Genomic DNA, 15,878 nt, shown 5'->3' on the forward strand with positions numbered 1-15,878 from the left:
CCGCCTCCGTGTCATTCTGGGGGGACGACCCCCCAGACCCCCCGGCAACCGCCTCGTGGGGATCGCCGAGCTGGTCGAGCTCGCCCGTCTTCTCGCTCTCGGCGAGGTAGCGGCGGAACCGGCGGGTGATCACCTCGTGGATGGAGCGGACGTCGTCCTGCCCCTCGACCGCCTTGATCGTGAACCGGCGGTACTCGCTCTTGCGGGCGAGGCCGTCCTCGAACACGACCATGGACGCGACCACGTTCGTGCCCTGCAGGTTGGAGACGTCGTAGCACTCGATGCGCAGCGGCGCCTCGTCCAGCTCCAGGGCGTCCTGGATCTCCTGCAGCGCGCGGCTGCGGGTGGTGAGGTCGGACGCGCGGCGCGTCTTGTGCTGCTTGAGCGCCTCGTGGGCGTTGCGCGCGACGGTCTCCAGCAGGGCCTTCTTGTCGCCCCGCCGCGGGACGCGCAGCCGCACCGGCCCGCCGCGCTGCTCGGACAGCAGCTCGGCCATGGCGTCCTCGTCGGGCGGCAGCGCGGGGACGAGGACCTCGCGCGGCACCGACTCGCTCTCGCTGTAGATCTGGATGAGGAAGTTCTCGACGAGGTCGCCGGTGGTGACCTCCTCGACCTTGTCGACGACCCAGCCGCGCTGCCCGCGGATGCGGCCGCCGCGCACGTAGAACACCTGGACGGCCGCCTCCAGCTCGTCCTCGGCGAAGGCGATCATGTCGCAGTCGGTGCTGTCGGGCAGGACGACGGCCTGCTTCTCCAGCGCGCGCTCCAGCGCGCGGATGTCGTCGCGGAGCCGGGCGGCGCGCTCGTACTCCTGGGACGCGGCGGCCTCCCGCATGTCGCGTTCGAGGCGCTTGATGAACCGGGAGGTGTTGCCCGCCATGAAGTCGCAGAAGTCCTCGGCGAGGAGGCGGTGCTCCTCCGGGGAGACGCGGCCGACGCACGGCGCGGAGCACTTGCCGATGTAGCCGAGCAGGCAGGGGCGGTCGAGCTGGTGCTGGCGCTTGAACACCCCGGCGCTGCACGTCCGGACGGGGAACACCCGCAGCAGCTGGTCGACGGTCTCGCGGATCGCCCAGGCGTGCGAGTACGGCCCGAAGTAGCGCACGCCCTTGCGCTTCGCGCCCCGCATGACCATCACCCTCGGGAACTCCTCGTTCAGGGTGACGGCGAGGTACGGGTAGGACTTGTCGTCGCGGTAGCGGACGTTGAACCGGGGGTCGAACTCCTTGATCCAGGAGTACTCCAGCTGGAGGGCCTCGACCTCGGTGGCGACGACCGTCCAGTCGACCCGGGCGGCGGTCTGCACCATCGTCTGCGTGCGCGGGTGCAGCGAGGAGAAGTCGGCGAAGTAGGAGTTGAGGCGCGAGCGCAGGTTCTTCGCCTTGCCCACGTAGATGACCCGGCCGTGCTCGTCGCGGAAGCGGTACACCCCGGGGGACTCCGGGATCGAGCCCGGTGCGGGTCGGTAGGTCGCCGGATCTGCCACGCTCAGAAGACTAGTGGGCCGGACCGACACGCCGTGCTCCCGCTTCCGGGAAGGCGTCGTGACCGCGCAGGGTGACATAGATCTCCCTTCATGGTCGGATGACAGCAAAGCGCATGGAAAAGGAGGGTCGAACGGAGCTTTCCGACCAGCCGAGGAGGTCGTTCCGCGCATGTCGGCGCTGTGGGCATGGGTCGTCCTCGCGGGCGTCGTCGCCACGTCCGCGATCGTCGTCGAGGCGGGCCGGCGGCTGCTCGCCGGCCGGCTGGCGCACCGCTGGCCGGGCGCGGGCCGGGTCGCCCGCCGCGTCGCCGCGCCCGCGTTCGCGTTCGCGGCGGTCGTCAGCGCCAACGCCGCGATGCCGTACCAGCTGCTGCACGGCCAGGCGGACGGCGCCGTCCGGCACGCGCTGCGGATCGCCGCGATCGGCGCCACGACCTGGCTGGTGCTGCGCATCGGCTACGCGCTGAGCGACCCGCCGCTGGAGCGGCTGATGCACATCGAGGGCGAGCGGAACCGGCGGGCCCGCCGCGCCCGCACGCAGATGCTGCTGGTGCGCCGGATCACCGCCGTGGTGATCGTGATCCTGGCGGTGGGCGCCGCGCTGTTCACCTTCCCGAGCGTGCGGGCGATCGGCGCGGGGGTGCTCGCCTCGGCGGGCGTCGCCGGGCTGGTCGTCGGCATCGCCGCCCGCCCCACGCTCGGCAACCTGCTCGCCGGGCTGCAGCTCGCGTTCAGCGACGCGCTGCGCCTGGACGACATCGTGGTCACGCAGGGCACCTGGGGGCGGGTCGAGGAGCTGACGCTGTCCTACGTGGTGCTGCGGCTGTGGGACGACCGCCGGATGATCTTCCCGGTGTCGCATTTCACCGAGCAGCCGTTCGAGAACTGGACCCGGCACTCCAGCCGCCTGCTCGGCTCGGTGGAGCTGCACGTGGACTGGACGGTGCCGGTCGACGAGCTGCGCGCCGAGCTGTACTCGGCGCTGCAGGACAACCCGCTGTGGGACCGGCGCGAGTGGGTGCTGCAGCTCGTGGAGACCCGGCCGAACGGGCTGGTGACGCTGCGCGCGCTGGTGAGCGCCGCCGACTCGGCGAGCACCTGGGACCTGCGCTGCGACGTGCGCGAGCATCTCGTCGCCTACATCCGCGACCACTATCCGCACGCGATCCCCCGTTTCCGCGTCGGGGAGGAGCAGGTCGCCGGCGGGGCGGCCGCGTCCCCGGACGGCGCCGGGCCGTCCGCGGACGGGGCAGCGTCGTCCGCGGACGGGTCCGCCCCCGGCCGGGGCTCGCAGGCGGCGGGCGGAGCCTCGGCCGGCGTGAACGCCCCCGAGGACCCCGACGGCGCCCCGGACGACTCCGGCGGCGCGCCGACCGCCCGGCGCGGGGACGGCCCGGCGCCGCCGAAGTCGCTCAGGCGAGCATGATCTTCCCGCCCCGGACGGTGACGTTCTTCTTCTCCAGCGGCTCGTCCGCGGGCGGGTTCACCACCGAGCCGTCGCTGATGTCGAACTTGCTGCCGTGGCACGGGCAGTTGATCGTGCCGCCGGACACCGAGCCGACGCTGCAGCCGCGGTGGGTGCAGTTCGCGGAGAACGCCGTGAACCGGCCCTGCTGCGGCTGGCAGACGACGACCTCGGCGTCCTCGAAGACCTTGCCGCCGCCGACCGGGATGTCGGCGGCCGCGGCGAGGGCCCCGCCGGACCCGCCGCCCGAGCCGGCGCCGCCGGAGCCGCTCGACCCGCCGGACCCGGCGTCGTCGCCGGACCCCCCGCACGCGGCCGCCAGCCCGGCCACGCCCGCGAGACCCGCGCCGACGAGCAGCGCCCGGCGGCCGGGAGCGTTCCCCGGTTCCCGCTCCGTCCCGTCCGGCTTCGTCTCGGACCCCTGTGGCATGCTCGCCCCTCCGGTGACATGTCTCGGTTCATCCGTCACCGGGAAACACGGACCGGCCGCCGAGATGGTTCAAACCGGAACCAAATCAGGTGACGACGATGCCGCCGTTCCGCACCTGGACCGGGTACTCCAGCAGCGGCTTGTCCGCCGGGCCCTTCGCCACCGACCCGTCCGTGATCTTGAATTCGCTGCCGTGGCACGGGCAGTGGATGATCCCGTCCCGGACGCTGCCGACCGTGCAGCCCTGGTGGGTGCAGACCGCGGTGAACGCCTTGAAGTCGCCCTGGGCCGGCTGGGTGACGACGACCTTCTCGTCCCCGTAGATCTTCCCGCCGCCGACGGGCACGTCCGCGGCCTTCGCGATCTGCTTGCCTTTGAGGTCGGCGGCGGACTTGGCCCCGCCCCCGCTCCCGCTGCCGCATCCGGCGATGACTGCGGCGCCGACGGCCCCGGCGCAGCCGCACAGCACGGCGCGCCGCCCGATCCCCCCGTCCCCGGCCGCCCGGGGCATCACGTTCTCTCCCATGGCCCCCATCTTGGTGGACGGCTCCGGGGACGCCGCACCGGCCCCTAGCCGAGGATCTTCTTGAGGAACTGGCCGGTGTGGCTGGCCTCGACCCGGGCGACCTCCTCGGGGGTGCCGGTTGCGACGACCGTGCCGCCCCTCGACCCGCCCTCGGGCCCCATGTCGATGATCCAGTCGGCGGTCTTGATGACGTCGAGGTTGTGCTCGATGACGATGACCGTGTTGCCCTTGTCGACCAGGCCGTTCAGGACGCCGAGGAGCTTGCGGATGTCCTCGAAGTGGAGGCCGGTGGTCGGCTCGTCCAGCACGTAGATGGTGCGGCCGGTGGAGCGCTTCTGCAGCTCGGAGGCCAGCTTGACGCGCTGCGCCTCGCCGCCGGACAGCGTCGGGGCGGGCTGGCCGAGCCGGACGTAGCCGAGCCCGACGTCGTTGAGCGTCTTCAGGTGCCGGTGGATCGCCTTGATCGGCTCGAAGAACTCGGTGGCCTGCTCGATCGGCATGTCGAGCACCTCGGAGATCGTCTTGCCCTTGTAGTGGACCTCCAGCGTCTCCCGGTTGTAGCGGGCGCCGTGGCACACCTCGCACGGGACGTAGACGTCCGGCAGGAAGTTCATCTCGATCTTGATGGTGCCGTCGCCGGAGCAGTTCTCGCAGCGGCCGCCCTTGACGTTGAAGGAGAACCGGCCCGGCTGGTAGCCGCGCACCTTCGCCTCGGTGGTCTGCGCGAACAGCTTGCGGATGTGGTCGAACACGCCGGTGTAGGTCGCCGGGTTCGACCGCGGGGTGCGGCCGATCGGCGACTGGTCGACATGGACGACCTTGTCGAGCTGGTCGACGCCGTTGACGCGCCTGTGCTTGCCGGGGACGGTCTTCGCCCCGTTCAGCTTCTTGGCCAGCGCGTTGTAGAGGATGTCGTTGACCAGGGTCGACTTGCCCGACCCGGACACGCCGGTCACGGCGGTGAGGACGCCGAGCGGGAACGCCACGTCGACGTCGCGCAGGTTGTTCTGCTGGGCGCCCTTGACGGTGACCTCGCGGCCCTTCGTGCGCGGCCGGCGGATCTCCGGGACGGCGATCTCACGCCGCCCGTCGAGGTAGGCGCCGGTCAGCGAGCGTTCGGACTTCTTCAGGTCGTCGACGGTGCCGGACACGACGATCTCGCCGCCGTGCTCGCCGGCGCGGGGGCCGATGTCGACGACCCAGTCGGCCGCCGTGATGGTGTCCTCGTCGTGCTCGACGACGATGAGCGTGTTGCCCATGTCGCGGAGCCGGAGCAGCGTCTCCAGCAGCCGGTGGTTGTCGCGCTGGTGCAGGCCGATGGACGGCTCGTCCAGCACGTACAGCACGCCGACCAGGCCGGAGCCGATCTGCGTGGCGAGCCGGATGCGCTGCGCCTCCCCGCCGGCCAGCGTCGCGGACGCCCGGTCGAGCGTCAGGTAGTCGAGGCCGACGTCCAGCAGGAACCCGAGCCGGGCGTTGATCTCCTTGAGGACGCGCTCGGCGATGTGCCTCTCGCGCTCGTTCAGCTCCAGCGCGAGGAGGAACTTCGCGGCCTCGCCGATCGGCATCGCGGCGACCTCGGCGATCGACATCCCGCCCATGGTGACGGCCAGCACGACCGGCTTGAGCCGGGCGCCCTCGCACGTCGGGCACGGGATCTCCCGCATGTAGCCCTCGAACCGCTCGCGGCTGGAGTCGCTCTCGGACTCGGCGTGCCGCCGCTGGATGTAGGGGATCACGCCCTCGTAGGCGGTGTAGTACGACCTCGTCCGCCCGTAGCGGTTCTTGTACCGCACGTGGACCTGGGTCTCGTGCCCGTTGAGGATGGCCTTGCGGGCTTTGGCGGGCAGCTTGTACCAGGGGGTGTTGAGGTCGAACCCCATGGCGTCGCCGAGCGCGGACAGCAGCCGCAGGAAGTAGTCGCTCACGTGCCCGTTGGACCACGGCTGGATCGCGCCCTCGCCGAGGGTCAGCTCCTCGTCGGGGACGACGAGCTCGGGGTCGACCTCCATGCGCGTCCCCAGCCCGGTGCAGTCGGGGCAGGCGCCGTAGGGCGAGTTGAACGAGAACGACCGGGGCTCCAGCTCCTCGAACGACAGGTCGTCGTAGGGGCAGTAGAGGTGCTCGGAGTACATCCGGGTGCGGTTCTCGTCGTTCTCGTCGAGGTCGACGAAGTCGAGGACGATCGTGCCGCCCGCGAGCCCGAGCGCCGTCTCCACCGAGTCGGCGAGCCGCTGCCGGGCGGAGTCCTTCACCGAGAGCCGGTCGACCACGACGGAGATGTCGTGCTTCTCCTGCTTCTTCAGCTTGGGCGGCTCGTCCAGCCGGATCATCTGCCCGTCGACGAGCGCCCGCGAGTACCCCTTGGACTGCAGCTCGCGGAACAGCTCCAGGTACTCGCCCTTGCGCCCGCGGATCACCGGCGCGAGCACCTGGAAGCGCGTGCCGGGCTCCAGCTCCAGCACCCGGTCGACGATCTGCTGCGGCGCCTGCCGGCTGATCGGCCGGCCGCACTCGGGGCAGTGCGGGTGCCCGATCCGCGCGTAGAGGAGCCGCAGGTAGTCGTACACCTCGGTGATCGTCCCGACCGTCGACCGCGGGTTCTTGCTGGTCGACTTCTGGTCGATCGACACCGCCGGGGACAGTCCCTCGATGAAGTCGACGTCGGGCTTGTCCATCTGCCCGAGGAACTGCCGGGCGTACGCCGACAGCGACTCCACGTACCGGCGCTGGCCCTCGGCGAAGATGGTGTCGAACGCCAGGCTGGACTTCCCGGACCCCGACAGACCGGTGAACACGATCATGGAGTCCCGCGGGAGGTCGAGCGAGACGTCCTTCAGGTTGTGCTCGCGTGCTCCACGCACGATGAGTCGGTCATGCACGGCGTACTTCCGGTTCCTCTTCTGGGGCGCGGTGGTGGGCAGAGACGGCCCGGTCTCAGGCTAGCCACGGGGTACGACAGAATCCCCCGACTCCTTAACGGCGGCGCCCGCCACCGCATTTCATGAAGCTACCCGCCCGTCCCGGACGGTCCGGACGACACTCCCGCACCGTACACGTGTTCGAACACCGCCCGCCACCGCAACACCGGATCCGCCCCTCGCCCGGCCGCTCCCCTCCTACCGGGGGGTCGGCGAACTTCGTCGTGGTGCTGCGGGCGCGGGACGGGCGCATCGTGCACTGGCGCGAGTACCAGGACCGCGCCGCGATCGCCGAGGCCCTGGCCTGAGCCGCCCGCCGCCCGGCTACCCGTCGTCGAGGGCGAAGTCGAGGTAGCGGTCGGCGGAGCGGCGGACGGCGTTCTTGCCGTCGGTGTAGACGATCTTCCGCCACCAGGCGCCGTACACGCGGTCGAAGTCGTAGGGCTCCAGGAGGCGGAGGGCCCGCCGCACGATGCGCGGCCGTTCCGGGATGTGGTTCGGGTAGCTGTACATGAAGCTGACCCAGTCGCGGTCCTGGACGACCGTCAGGATGTCGCCGGAGAACAGGGCGCGGGCGTCCCGCCAGTGCAGCACCTGGCCGCCCTCGAAGTGGACTCCCGCGTTGATCAGCGTCAGGCCGTCGGCGATGGAGTGGGTCTCGCCCTCCCAGAAGACGACCGCGTCGTCCGGGCGGGCCACCCACCGGCGGTCGGCCTCGTGGATGTACACGGGCGCGTCGAACGCGTGCGCCCACTCGATCATCGAGCCGTAGAAGTGCGGATGGCTGATCGCGATCGCGGACACGCCGCCGAGGTCGTTCACCTGGCGGATCACGTCGTCGTCGATGTAGGTGACCATGTCCCACAGGACGTTGCCGGACGGGGCGCGCAGCAGCAGGGCGCGCTGGCCGATGGCGGTGGACGGCTCGGCGCCGATCCCGACGACGTCCGGGCCCTCCTCGGCGATCCGCCCCCGGTGGCGGGACCGCAGTTCCTCCAGCGTCGTCCATCTCTGGCCGTCCCAGCCGACGTACTGGCGCTCGTCCTCGCAGATGGGGCAGTCGGCGCGCGGTCCGCCGTACTGGACGCCGCACGTCGCGCAGATCGGAAGGTCCATGATCGCCATGCTGGCACGGGACGGCGCGGTGCGACTGGATGGAGGGTCGTTTCCGGCCGAGGAGGGGCAATGGACTGGCGGGACGTGATCGGCGAGCTGGAGGCGGGCACGGAGCGGGTCGCGGGGACGCTGTCCAAGCTCACCGGGGAGGAGCTGCGCGCCCCGTCGGCGCTGCCCGGATGGAGCCGCGGGCATGTCGCCGCCCATATCGCCCGCAACGCCGACTCCCTGTGGAACCTCCTCGAATCGGCCCGCACCGGCGTGGAGATCCCGCAGTACCCGAGCCTGGAAAGGCGCAACGCCGACATCGAGGCGGGCGCCGGGCGGAGCGGCGAGGAGCTGGCCGCCGACGTGCGCGACACCGCCGCGCGGTTCGCCGAGCTCGCCGGCGCGCTGCCCGAGGACGCCTGGAACGCTCCGGTGAAGGCGATGGGCGGCTGGCCGCACCCCGCCTGGTACACGGTGTTCCGCCGGTGGAACGAGGTGGAGGCGCACCACGTCGACCTCGCCGCCGGGTACGGTCCCGCCGACTGGCCGGAGCCCTACGTCCGGTGGTCGTCGGCCGCGACGCTGGCGGACATGGCGGCGCTGCCGCAGGAGCAGCGCGGCGGGCTGGCCGGCTACCGGATCACCGCGACCGACTACGGCGAGGCCGCCGATCTCGGCTGGACGGCGGGCGGCCCTGAGGCGTCCGGTTCGGGCCGGGCGCTGCTCGGCTGGCTGAGCGGCCGCACGGACGGCTCGGGCGTGCACGTCCGCCCGGAGGCGCCGCTGCCGGCGCCGCCGCCGTGGCCGCACCGCCCGGCCGGGTTCTAGCCGGGTCCTAGTCGTCGCGCGCGAGGCGGCGCAGCCCGTCGGTCGAGCGGACGGAGATCGCGTTGCGGGCGACGGTCAGCCCGCCGCGCAGCGGTTCGGCGGCGAGGATCTGCGCGACCTTCCGCCGCCCCATCCCCGCCCAGCGGCCGAGGTCCTGCTGGGACATCGGCACCTGGACGTGGACTCCCTCCTCCGTCCCGCCGCCGGGCCGCTCCCGCTTGACCGGGGCGCCGAACCGCGCGACCAGGCGCAGGATCCGGGAGGCGAGGCGGCGCTCGGGGTCGTCGGGGAAGTGGGCGACGCGCAGGTCGTTGGAGTCGCGGAGCCGCTCGGCGAGGACGGCGGCGACGGCCCAGACCGCCCCGGGGTGGGCGTCCAGGACGCCGCGGAACCGGGCGGCGGGCAGCACCAGCGCCTCCACCCGGGTCAGCGCCTCGACGTTGGCGTGCCGGATGCCGCCGTCGGCCGCCTCCACCTCGCCCACCAGGTCGCCCGGCCCGAGGACGTCGAGGATGGCGGTCTCGCCGTCCCGGTCCACCCAGACCTTCACCGCGCCGGCGCGCAGCACGAAGACCTGGGACGCGCGGGTGTGCTCGCGCATCAGGAACGCCCCCGGCCTGATCACCACCGGGGCCCCGGCTCCGCGCAGCGCCTCCCGGGCGCGCGGGCTCAGCGCGTCCCAGAACCGGGTGGTCTCCATCCCGCCTCCTCAGCGGACCCGGCCGGGCCGGGGCCGCGACCCTCGCTGATCACGGTGTCACCGTCCAGTGAACGCGGCGCCGCGCCGACTGACCAGACCATCCTCCGGCCCCCGGCCCGCGGTCGACCGGTCCAGGCGGCCCGGCGCGGGGGCCGGGCGGTCACATGTCGAGCGACCTCTCGGATTCGAGGAGGTTGTCGAGAGCGCGGACGCGCCGGACGCAGTCCGCCGCGGCGGCCCGGTCGCCGAGCGCGAGGTGCGACGCGCCCAGCAGCTCCAGCGCCTGCCGCAGCCCCCGCCGGTCGTCCACCTCCCGGCGGATGGCGATCTCGGCCTCGACGTGCTCCACCGCGCGGGCGTGCTTGCCGAGCAGCTGCGCCGCGCGCGCCATCGTGTGCAGCGCGTGCGCCTGCTCGCGGGCCGCGCCCAGCTCGGCGGCCAGGCCGAGGGCGCGCCGCCCGGTCTGCAGGGCGTCGTCGGCGCGGCCGAGGTCGAGGTGGATGACGGCGAGGTGGACGAGGCCGTTCGCCTCGCCGTGCCGGTCGCCGACGTCGCCGAGGTAGCCGAGCGCGTCCAGCTCGTGGGCGAGGGCCTCCTCGGGGCGCCCGGCGCGGCGCAGCACGGCGGCGAGGGTGTCCAGCCCGACGCCGAGTCCGTACCAGTCGCCGCCCGACCTGCGCAGGTGCAGCGCCTGCCGGGCCGCCCGCTCGGCCTCCGCGGTCAGGCCGAGCCAGGAGTAGGTGCGGGCGAGGCTGCCGAGCGTGCCCGCCATGCCGCCGCGCGCGCCGAGCCGCCCCCACAGGTCGAGGGCCTCCAGGCCGAGGACGAACGCCTCCTGGGGGCGGCCGAGGCGGCGCATCACGACCGACAGCTGCTCCAGGTCGTTGGCCTCGCCGTGCTGGTCGCCGATCTCGCGGCGGATCTCCAGCGCCCGCAGCAGGTGCTCGCGCGCCTCCCGGTACCGGCCGAGCCGCCAGTGGACGACCCCGATCTGCGCGAGCGCCTCGGCCTCGCCGTGCCGGTCGCTGATGTCGCGGTGCAGCCGCAGCGCCTCCCCGCAGTAGGTGAACGCCTCGGCGAACTTCGACGATTCGCACATCAGCATCCCGAGCGTGGTCAGGGCGCGCGCCTCCCCGTGGCGTCCGCCCAGGGCGCGGTAGGTGCGCAGCGCCTGCTCGGCGTCCCGCTGCGCCATGTCGCGCAGGCCGAGCGCGGCGTTCATCCGCGCGAGCTCGGTCATCGCGAGGGCGGCGCCGTGCATGTCCGCGAGCTCCTGCCGGATGGACAGCGCCTCCAGCGCGTGCGTCACCGCCTCGTGGACGTTCCCCTGGCGGCGGTGCACCCCGGCCACGGTGATCAGCGTCTCGGCCACGCCCGCCTGGTCCTCGATCCGGCGCCGGACGGCGAGCGCCGTCGCCGCGTGCTCCAGCGCCGTCTCGTAGTCGCCCAGGCCGAGGTGGGCGCGGGCGAGGGTGCTGCGGCTCTTGGCCACTCCCGCGTCGTCCCCCAGTTCCTCGTGGACGGCCAGGGAGCGGCCCGCGTGGTCGATCGCCGTCAGGTAGCGGCCCAGCGCGACGTGGACGTCGGCGAGCGTCGCGAGCGTGGCCGCCTCCCCGTACCGGTCGGGCGGGTCGGCGGCGCGGAAGGCGCGCCGCGCGTCCTCCCCGTAGCCGATGGCCTCGACGGAGCCGCCCAGCTCGAAGTGCGCCACCGCCAGGTTGTGCAGCATCACGGCGGCCGCCGCCCAGTCCTCCTCGGTGCGGGCGGCGTGCAGGCCCGCCCGCTGGACGGCGATGTTGTCCTCGCTGTAGCGGCGGAACTGCTGGAAGTCGAACAGCGCGTCGGCGAGCTCCCAGCAGGTGCGCTGCAGGCCGAGCCGGGCGGCCTGGTGGACGGCGGCGACCAGGTTGCGCCGCTCGGCCTCGAACCAGGCGAGGGCCGCCGCGCGCTCCGCCGCGGACGGGCGGCCGCGCGCCGCGCCCCGGTGGGCGGTGGGGCGGGGCCGCCCCGGCAGCGCGGCGCCGGCCTCCCGGGCCTCGGCGAGGTAGCCGGCCAGCAGCCGGCGCTGGGCCGCGTGGAGCTCGCCGTCGGAGTCCTCCCCGAGGCCGCGTTCGCGGGCGAACTCGCGCAGCAGGTCGTGCATGCGGTAGCGGTCCGGGCCGACGTCCTGCACCAGGTACGCCTGGCGCAGCCCCTCCAGGCACTCGCGGGCCTCCTCCACCGTCCGGTCCTGGAGGGCGGCGAGGGCGGCGGGGGTGAAGTCGGGGCCGGCGACCAGCCCGAGCCTGCGGAACGCCTCCCGCTGGTCGCGGCGCAGGCTCCGGTAGGCGACGTCGAAGGTCGGGTCGACGACGGCGCTCAGCCCCGGCGCGGCCGTGCCGGGGGCCGGGGCGCCGGTCGCGTCCCGGGCGGCCAGCTCCCGGACGGTCCCGGCGATGGACTCGGCCGGGTTCTCGGCCAGCCGGCCGGCGATGACGCCGAGCGCCAGCGGCAGGTACCCGCACTCGCGGGCCAGCTCCACGATCGCCTTCTCCTCGTCGCGGACGCGCGCGTCCCCGGGACCGAGGACGCCCGCGATGAGGTCGACGGCCTCCTGCGTCGCCATCTCCCGCAGCTCCAGCGTCCGGACGTCGGCGCCGTCCAGCAGCGCGGGCAGCCGCCGCCGGCTCGTCACCACCACCAGCCCGGACTCGACCGCCGCGACCAGCGGCCTGACCTGCTCGGGCCGCACCGCGTTGTCGAGGACGAGCAGCATCCGGCGGTCGCCCAGCAGCGACCGGCACTGCGCCGCCAGCTCGTCCTCGGTGCGCGGGAGCTGGTCGCCGGGGACGCCCGCCGCGCGCAGCACCTGCCCCATCGCCTCCGCGGGGGTGACCGGGCTGCGGGTCGTGCCGCGCAGGTCGGCGAACAGCACGCCGTCGGGGAACCGGTCGGCGACGCGGTGCGCCCAGTGCACCGCCAGCGTCGTCTTGCCGACGCCCGCCATGCCCTGCACGACCACCGCGCGCGGCCGCACGGACTGGCCGACCAGCAGGTCCAGCTTGCTGAGGCTGACCGCGCGGCCGGCGAAGAACGGGTTGTCGGCGGGCAGCCGCGCCGCGGGCGGCCGGCCGCCGGGCGGCACCAGGCGCACCGGCTCGCGCGCCGCGATCGCGGCCTCCCCCGCCGGCTCGGCGGCGGGTGAGGCCGGCTCGGCGCCGGGGGCGGGCCACTCGTCCCCCCACGGGCTCGCCGCGCGGCGCAGCCGCTCGATGTCCAGCACGGTCAGCGGGCGGGGCCGCTCGTGCAGGATGCCCTTGGCCCGCCACGACCGGAACCAGCGCACCAGCGTCTCGCGGGAGATCCCCGCCCAGTTCGCCAGCTCGGCCTGGCTGAGCTTCAGCGGGATGCGCGTCTCGTCCCCGGCGCCCGGCTCGCCGAACCGGTGCGCCAGCTCCAGCAGGTGGTAGGCGAGCCGCTGCGGATGGTCGGCCGCCCGCACCGCGTGCCGGCGGCCGCCGAACGTGACGCTCTCGGAGATCGCGTGCATCATCGCCTCGGCGACCCGCGGGCTCGCCGCCAGCAGGCTGCGGAACGTGGCGCGGTCCACCCGCAGCGCCGCGACGTGGTCGAGCGCGGCGACGGTGCCGCGCTGCGGGTGCCCCCACGGGCCGAGGTAGCCGACCAGGTCCCCCGGCCCGAACAGGTCGATGATCGACTCGTCCCCGTCGCTGGAGTCGACGAACTCCTTCGCCACCGCGTTTCCGGCCGCGCGCGGCGACGCCTTGAACAGCACGAACACGGCCGGCGCGACCGACCCCTGGTGGCACAGCATCCCGCCGGGCGGGACGTCGGCGCGCCGGCCCATGGCGCGCAGGGCCTGCCGGTCGGTGGGGTCGAGCCGGTCCCAGAAGCTGCCCGGCCGCACGTCCGGCACGTGCTCGATGCGTACGGGGTCGGTCAATCCGGTCACCCTCCCGCCATCGCCGCCGCCAGCGTCCAGAAGAGGAACAGCACGGAGGTCGCCACCGCCCACGCGACGGCCTGCCAGGACAGCTCGCCGCAGCGGTGCGCCGCCGCCAGCAGCCGGCGCAGCTCCGCGTCGCGGACCCGGTCGTCCAGCGCGACCGCGGACCCGAACGGCGTCCACGGCACGCCCGGGTCGAGGGGCGCGCCGGTCCGGCCGCGCACCTCGCCGAGCACCGACACCAGCGTGCGGCGCGACCGGACCGCGTATCCGGCCGAGATCGCGAACGACCCGGCGAGCACCGGCAGCAGCGCCAGCGCGGGGAGGCCGGGCAGCCCGGCCGCGAGCCGGGACACGGTCCCGGCGAGCACGAGGGCGAGGAACACCGCGGCGATGGCGGAGTCCCGGCCGCAGAGCCGGACCAGCGCGCAGGCGTGCCCGAGGAGGTCCTCCGGCTGCTCCCTGCCCGGTCCGGGACGGAATGCGGTCACCAACGCTTCACCGTCCTCACGGGTCGGACCTGATCTTCCATTTCCCATGCTGCAGCGGCAAGGCGGGATTTTCCGTCCGCGCGCGCACGCTTCGGCTGCGTCTGGTGACTCATTCTCCGGCCGCGCCCCGGCCGTCCCGGCCCGTGCGATGGTGGAAGATGGTCTAGCCTGCGCACTACCGACGGGGAGGACCCATGACCTACACCGGGAACGTCGAGACCGGCGGGCGTCCCGACGTCCGGGAGCTTCCCGGGCTGTCGGTCACGAAGGTGAGCGTCGGCCCGTACGACAACAACGCCTACATCCTGCGCTGCACCGCGACGGGCGAGCAGCTGCTCATCGACGCGGCGAACGAGGCGTCCCGGCTGCTGGAGCTCATCGGCGACGGCCCCCTCGCGCGCATCGTCACCACGCACCGCCACCAGGACCACTGGATGGCGCTGAGCGAGGTGGTGCGCGCGACCGGCGCCCCAGTCTCCGCCCACCCCCGCGACGCCGAGCCGCTGCCCGAGCCGGTCGCCGAACCCGTCGAGCACGGCGACACCGTCCGCTTCGGGCGGGTGTCCCTCGGCGTCATCCACCTGCGCGGGCACACGCCCGGCTCGATCGCGCTGCTGTACGACGCGGGGGGCGAGCTCGCGGACCGCCCGCACCTGTTCACCGGCGACAGCCTCTTCCCCGGCGGCGTCGGCAACACCTGGGGCGACGCCGCCCGGTTCAAGCAGCTCCTCGCCGACGTCGAGGAACGCGTCTTCGACCGGCTCCCCGACGCGACCTGGTTCTACCCCGGCCACGGCAAGGACTCCACGCTCGGCCGCGAGCGGCCGTCCCTCCCGGAGTGGCGCGAACGGGGCTGGTGACTCCGCGGGCGCGGCCGGAACAAGCGGTGCGGGACGTTCGTTGGCCCGATCACCACCGGGCCGAGACCAGGAGACGACCATCCGCGAACCCGACGAGGCGGATCCGGGACCCGCTCTGCGCTACCCGGCGGGCTCCCTGGTGCTCGTCGCCGGGCTCCCGGGGGCCGGCAAGAGCACCCTGCTCGACCGGCTGTACGGGCTGCGCGGCGACGAGACGGCCCCGGTGCCCGCGGGCGGCGTCCTGGTGATCGACTCCCGGCAGTCCCGCAACTGGTGGGCGCGGTTCCTGCGGCCGCTGCCGCCCCGGGCGCGGACGCCCCTGGTCCACGCGACCCACGTCTGGCGCATCGGCCGCGCGATCCTGGCGGGCCACGGCGTCGTCGCGCACACCCGCGGCACCTGGCCGCACGTCCTGCACCTGTTCGCCTGGCTGGCCCGCCGCCGCGGCGTCCGGCTGCACCTGATCCTCATCGACGTCGCCCCGGAGACCGCCCGCGCCGGCCAGGTCGCCCGCGGCCGCGTCGTCACACCGGGCGCGTTCGACCGCCACTGCCGGCGCTGGCGCCCCATCGTCGACCGCGCCCGCGGCGGCGATCCCCTCCCGCCCGCCGCCGGCGTCACGGTCCTCGACCGCACCGCCGCCGACAAGCTCCAGGCCATCCACTTCAGCTGAGCGCGGCGAACCAGCGGACGATCCGGGCGGTGCCCGCCAGGTTGGAGCCGAGGTGGCGGGAGCCGCCGTAGAGCGTGTCTCCCACGTCCACGACCGGGACGTCCACGCCGCGCCGCCGGAGCCGGGCGAAGTCCTCGGTCGCCAGCCACGGGGACCTGGGCGGCGGACATGGCGCCGAGATGGGTCGCGGAGACCAGCTTCCCGCGTGCGGTGTTCTCGTGCCCGGCGGCCGGGCGGTCCGGCCCTGCGGCCGAGGCCGTCGCCGTGGCGGCGAGCATGGCGGCGGTCAGCCGTGCTGTGGTTCGTTTCATGGGGGCGAGCGTTCTTCACGAACGTCCGGGCGCGCATCCCGCACGCGGGTGAACCCTCCCCTCGTACCGGCGGGGGTGTCCTCCGCGGGACGGCGGCGGGCCGGGCGGCTCGGGCCGGGATACGGCGGGGCCGGAAA

Annotated in this window: 13 protein-coding genes; 5 read left to right on the plus strand and 8 right to left on the minus strand. The window is 74.0% G+C overall.

Annotated elements, in window-relative coordinates; translation table 11 throughout:
• Positions 1-1,486 (minus strand): excinuclease ABC subunit UvrC (gene uvrC / locus ACIWVC_RS22490; protein WP_396454535.1); only part of this gene is annotated, 1,486 nt, incomplete at its 3' end.
• A gap of 169 nt (positions 1,487-1,655) precedes the next feature.
• On the opposite strand from uvrC, the gene ACIWVC_RS22495 reads away from it, so the two are divergent.
• On the plus strand, positions 1,656-2,912 hold the full coding sequence (locus tag ACIWVC_RS22495; protein WP_396454536.1) for a mechanosensitive ion channel domain-containing protein: 1,257 nt from the start codon (positions 1,656-1,658) through the stop codon (positions 2,910-2,912).
• Here the strand turns inward: ACIWVC_RS22495 and ACIWVC_RS22500 are convergent.
• The 3 genes from ACIWVC_RS22500 to uvrA all read right to left on the minus strand — a co-directional run bounded on the left by ACIWVC_RS22500 (position 2,899) and on the right by uvrA (position 6,789).
• Positions 2,899-3,381 carry a Rieske (2Fe-2S) protein gene (locus tag ACIWVC_RS22500; RefSeq protein WP_396452664.1) on the minus strand — a complete coding sequence of 161 codons (483 nt, stop codon included), beginning with the start codon at positions 3,379-3,381 and terminating at the stop codon, positions 2,899-2,901. The genes ACIWVC_RS22495 and ACIWVC_RS22500 overlap by 14 nt on opposite strands.
• An 85-nt stretch (positions 3,382-3,466) precedes the next feature.
• On the minus strand, positions 3,467-3,907 hold the full coding sequence (locus ACIWVC_RS22505; protein WP_396452662.1) for a Rieske (2Fe-2S) protein: 441 nt from the start codon (positions 3,905-3,907) through the stop codon (positions 3,467-3,469).
• A gap of 44 nt (positions 3,908-3,951) precedes the next feature.
• Complete coding sequence (gene uvrA / locus ACIWVC_RS22510) at positions 3,952-6,789, minus strand: excinuclease ABC subunit UvrA (RefSeq protein WP_396454537.1); 2,838 nt, start codon at positions 6,787-6,789, stop codon at positions 3,952-3,954.
• Positions 6,790-6,965: 176 nt separating this feature from the next.
• Here uvrA and ACIWVC_RS22515 point away from each other — a divergent pair, with 176 nt between their 5' ends.
• The gene (locus ACIWVC_RS22515) at positions 6,966-7,136 is read left to right on the plus strand and encodes a hypothetical protein (RefSeq protein WP_396450966.1); all 171 of its coding nucleotides are present in this window, start codon (positions 6,966-6,968) and stop codon (positions 7,134-7,136) included.
• A 16-nt stretch (positions 7,137-7,152) separates the two neighbouring features.
• On the opposite strand, the gene ACIWVC_RS22520 is transcribed toward ACIWVC_RS22515, so the two are convergent.
• Entirely contained in the window at positions 7,153-7,944 is a 792-nt protein-coding gene (locus ACIWVC_RS22520) for an MBL fold metallo-hydrolase (protein ID WP_396450967.1), read from the minus strand.
• Positions 7,945-8,013: 69 nt separating this feature from the next.
• Between ACIWVC_RS22520 and ACIWVC_RS22525 the strand changes: the two genes are divergently transcribed.
• Complete coding sequence (locus tag ACIWVC_RS22525; RefSeq protein WP_396454538.1) at positions 8,014-8,760, plus strand: maleylpyruvate isomerase family mycothiol-dependent enzyme; 747 nt, start codon at positions 8,014-8,016, stop codon at positions 8,758-8,760.
• 7 nt (positions 8,761-8,767) lie between these two features.
• Here the strand turns inward: ACIWVC_RS22525 and ACIWVC_RS22530 are convergent, their stop codons facing one another.
• The 3 genes from ACIWVC_RS22530 to ACIWVC_RS22540 form a co-directional block, all read right to left on the minus strand.
• On the minus strand, positions 8,768-9,460 hold the full coding sequence (locus tag ACIWVC_RS22530; RefSeq protein ID WP_396454539.1) for a Crp/Fnr family transcriptional regulator: 693 nt from the start codon (positions 9,458-9,460) through the stop codon (positions 8,768-8,770).
• 160 nt (positions 9,461-9,620) lie between these two features.
• Complete coding sequence (locus ACIWVC_RS22535; protein ID WP_396454540.1) at positions 9,621-13,403, minus strand: tetratricopeptide repeat protein; 3,783 nt, start codon at positions 13,401-13,403, stop codon at positions 9,621-9,623.
• 5 nt (positions 13,404-13,408) lie between these two features.
• Positions 13,409-13,897, minus strand: coding sequence for a hypothetical protein (locus tag ACIWVC_RS22540; protein WP_396450975.1), 489 nt, complete (start codon positions 13,895-13,897; stop codon positions 13,409-13,411).
• Positions 13,898-14,091: 194 nt separating this feature from the next.
• Here ACIWVC_RS22540 and ACIWVC_RS22545 point away from each other — a divergent pair, with 194 nt between their 5' ends.
• Both ACIWVC_RS22545 and ACIWVC_RS22550 read left to right on the plus strand, forming a co-directional pair.
• Positions 14,092-14,757: an MBL fold metallo-hydrolase gene (locus ACIWVC_RS22545; RefSeq protein WP_396450976.1), complete on the plus strand. Its 666-nt coding sequence runs from the start codon at positions 14,092-14,094 to the stop codon at positions 14,755-14,757.
• 40 nt (positions 14,758-14,797) lie between these two features.
• Positions 14,798-15,430, plus strand: coding sequence for an AAA family ATPase (locus ACIWVC_RS22550; protein ID WP_396450978.1), 633 nt, complete (start codon positions 14,798-14,800; stop codon positions 15,428-15,430).
• Positions 15,431-15,878: the final 448 nt, after the last annotated feature.

It is taken from the genome of Actinomadura sp. (assembly GCF_044508335.1).
Lineage (GTDB): Bacteria > Actinomycetota > Actinomycetes > Streptosporangiales > Streptosporangiaceae > Spirillospora.